The following is a 762-nucleotide window of genomic DNA, read 5'->3' on the forward strand; positions in this document are numbered from 1 at the left end:
CGCCCGGTCCCGTTCCGAACCCGGAAGCTAAGCCCCATCGCGCCGAGAGTACTGCGGGGCCAGCCCGTGGGAGGCCAGGGCGCCGCTGACCGGTGGACGGCACCGAGCCGTCATCGAGAATCGAGAAGGGGGAGGCCTCGCGGCCTCCCCCTTTTTTGCGTTTGTATTGATCCGTGGCTCTAGATAGTTGATTTCTTTATTCTGAAGTTGCAATAGCATATGAAGTGGGTTGATTCTTTTCGAGGCCTGTTTTTGGGACTCGTTCTTTACAGTCCGCACTTAGGAACGCTCCTTTGGCTGGTTGCGTATTTCCTAGATGGATCTGCCAATTTAGATTACAAATCAATCTTTTCTCGCGTTTCACGTCTTTCGGCTAGGATTGCACACTAATGGGGCTCCAGCGCTGTCTGGCGGGGTCCTTTGTCGCGTAAAGGCTTTATAAGGGGAACCGTCGCAATCTATCTCCTAGGTGCTATTTAATTCTGGTTTGGGTCTATAACCGATACGTATACATCGGACAGCATGAACACCGAGGTCATACGGTCTGTCTGAGATATACGATCGTCGATTAGACCCTGTCGGATTCCAGGGCCCTCTGGTTCATTTGTGAACAAAATATGGAGTGCTGGATTCCCGCCCCGCGGGCCCCTCCGGTCTGGCAATATATCTCCTTGCCGCGCGGCCCGGTCGGACCGGATGAGCCGCGGGGCGTGCACCTTGAGAACCGGATACTGCGAGGATGGACACACCAGATGTGTCGCA

At 54.7% G+C, this 762-nt stretch carries 1 rRNA gene; it reads left to right on the forward strand.

What is annotated here, in order from left to right:
• Window positions 1–91, forward strand: a 5S ribosomal RNA gene (rrf, locus tag ACTQZF_RS09205); the annotation flags it as partial.
• Between the last annotated feature and the right edge of the window lie 671 nt (window positions 92–762).

This window comes from Collinsella sp. LCP19S3_H3, from assembly GCF_052119145.1.
Taxonomy (GTDB): domain Bacteria; phylum Actinomycetota; class Coriobacteriia; order Coriobacteriales; family Coriobacteriaceae; genus Collinsella.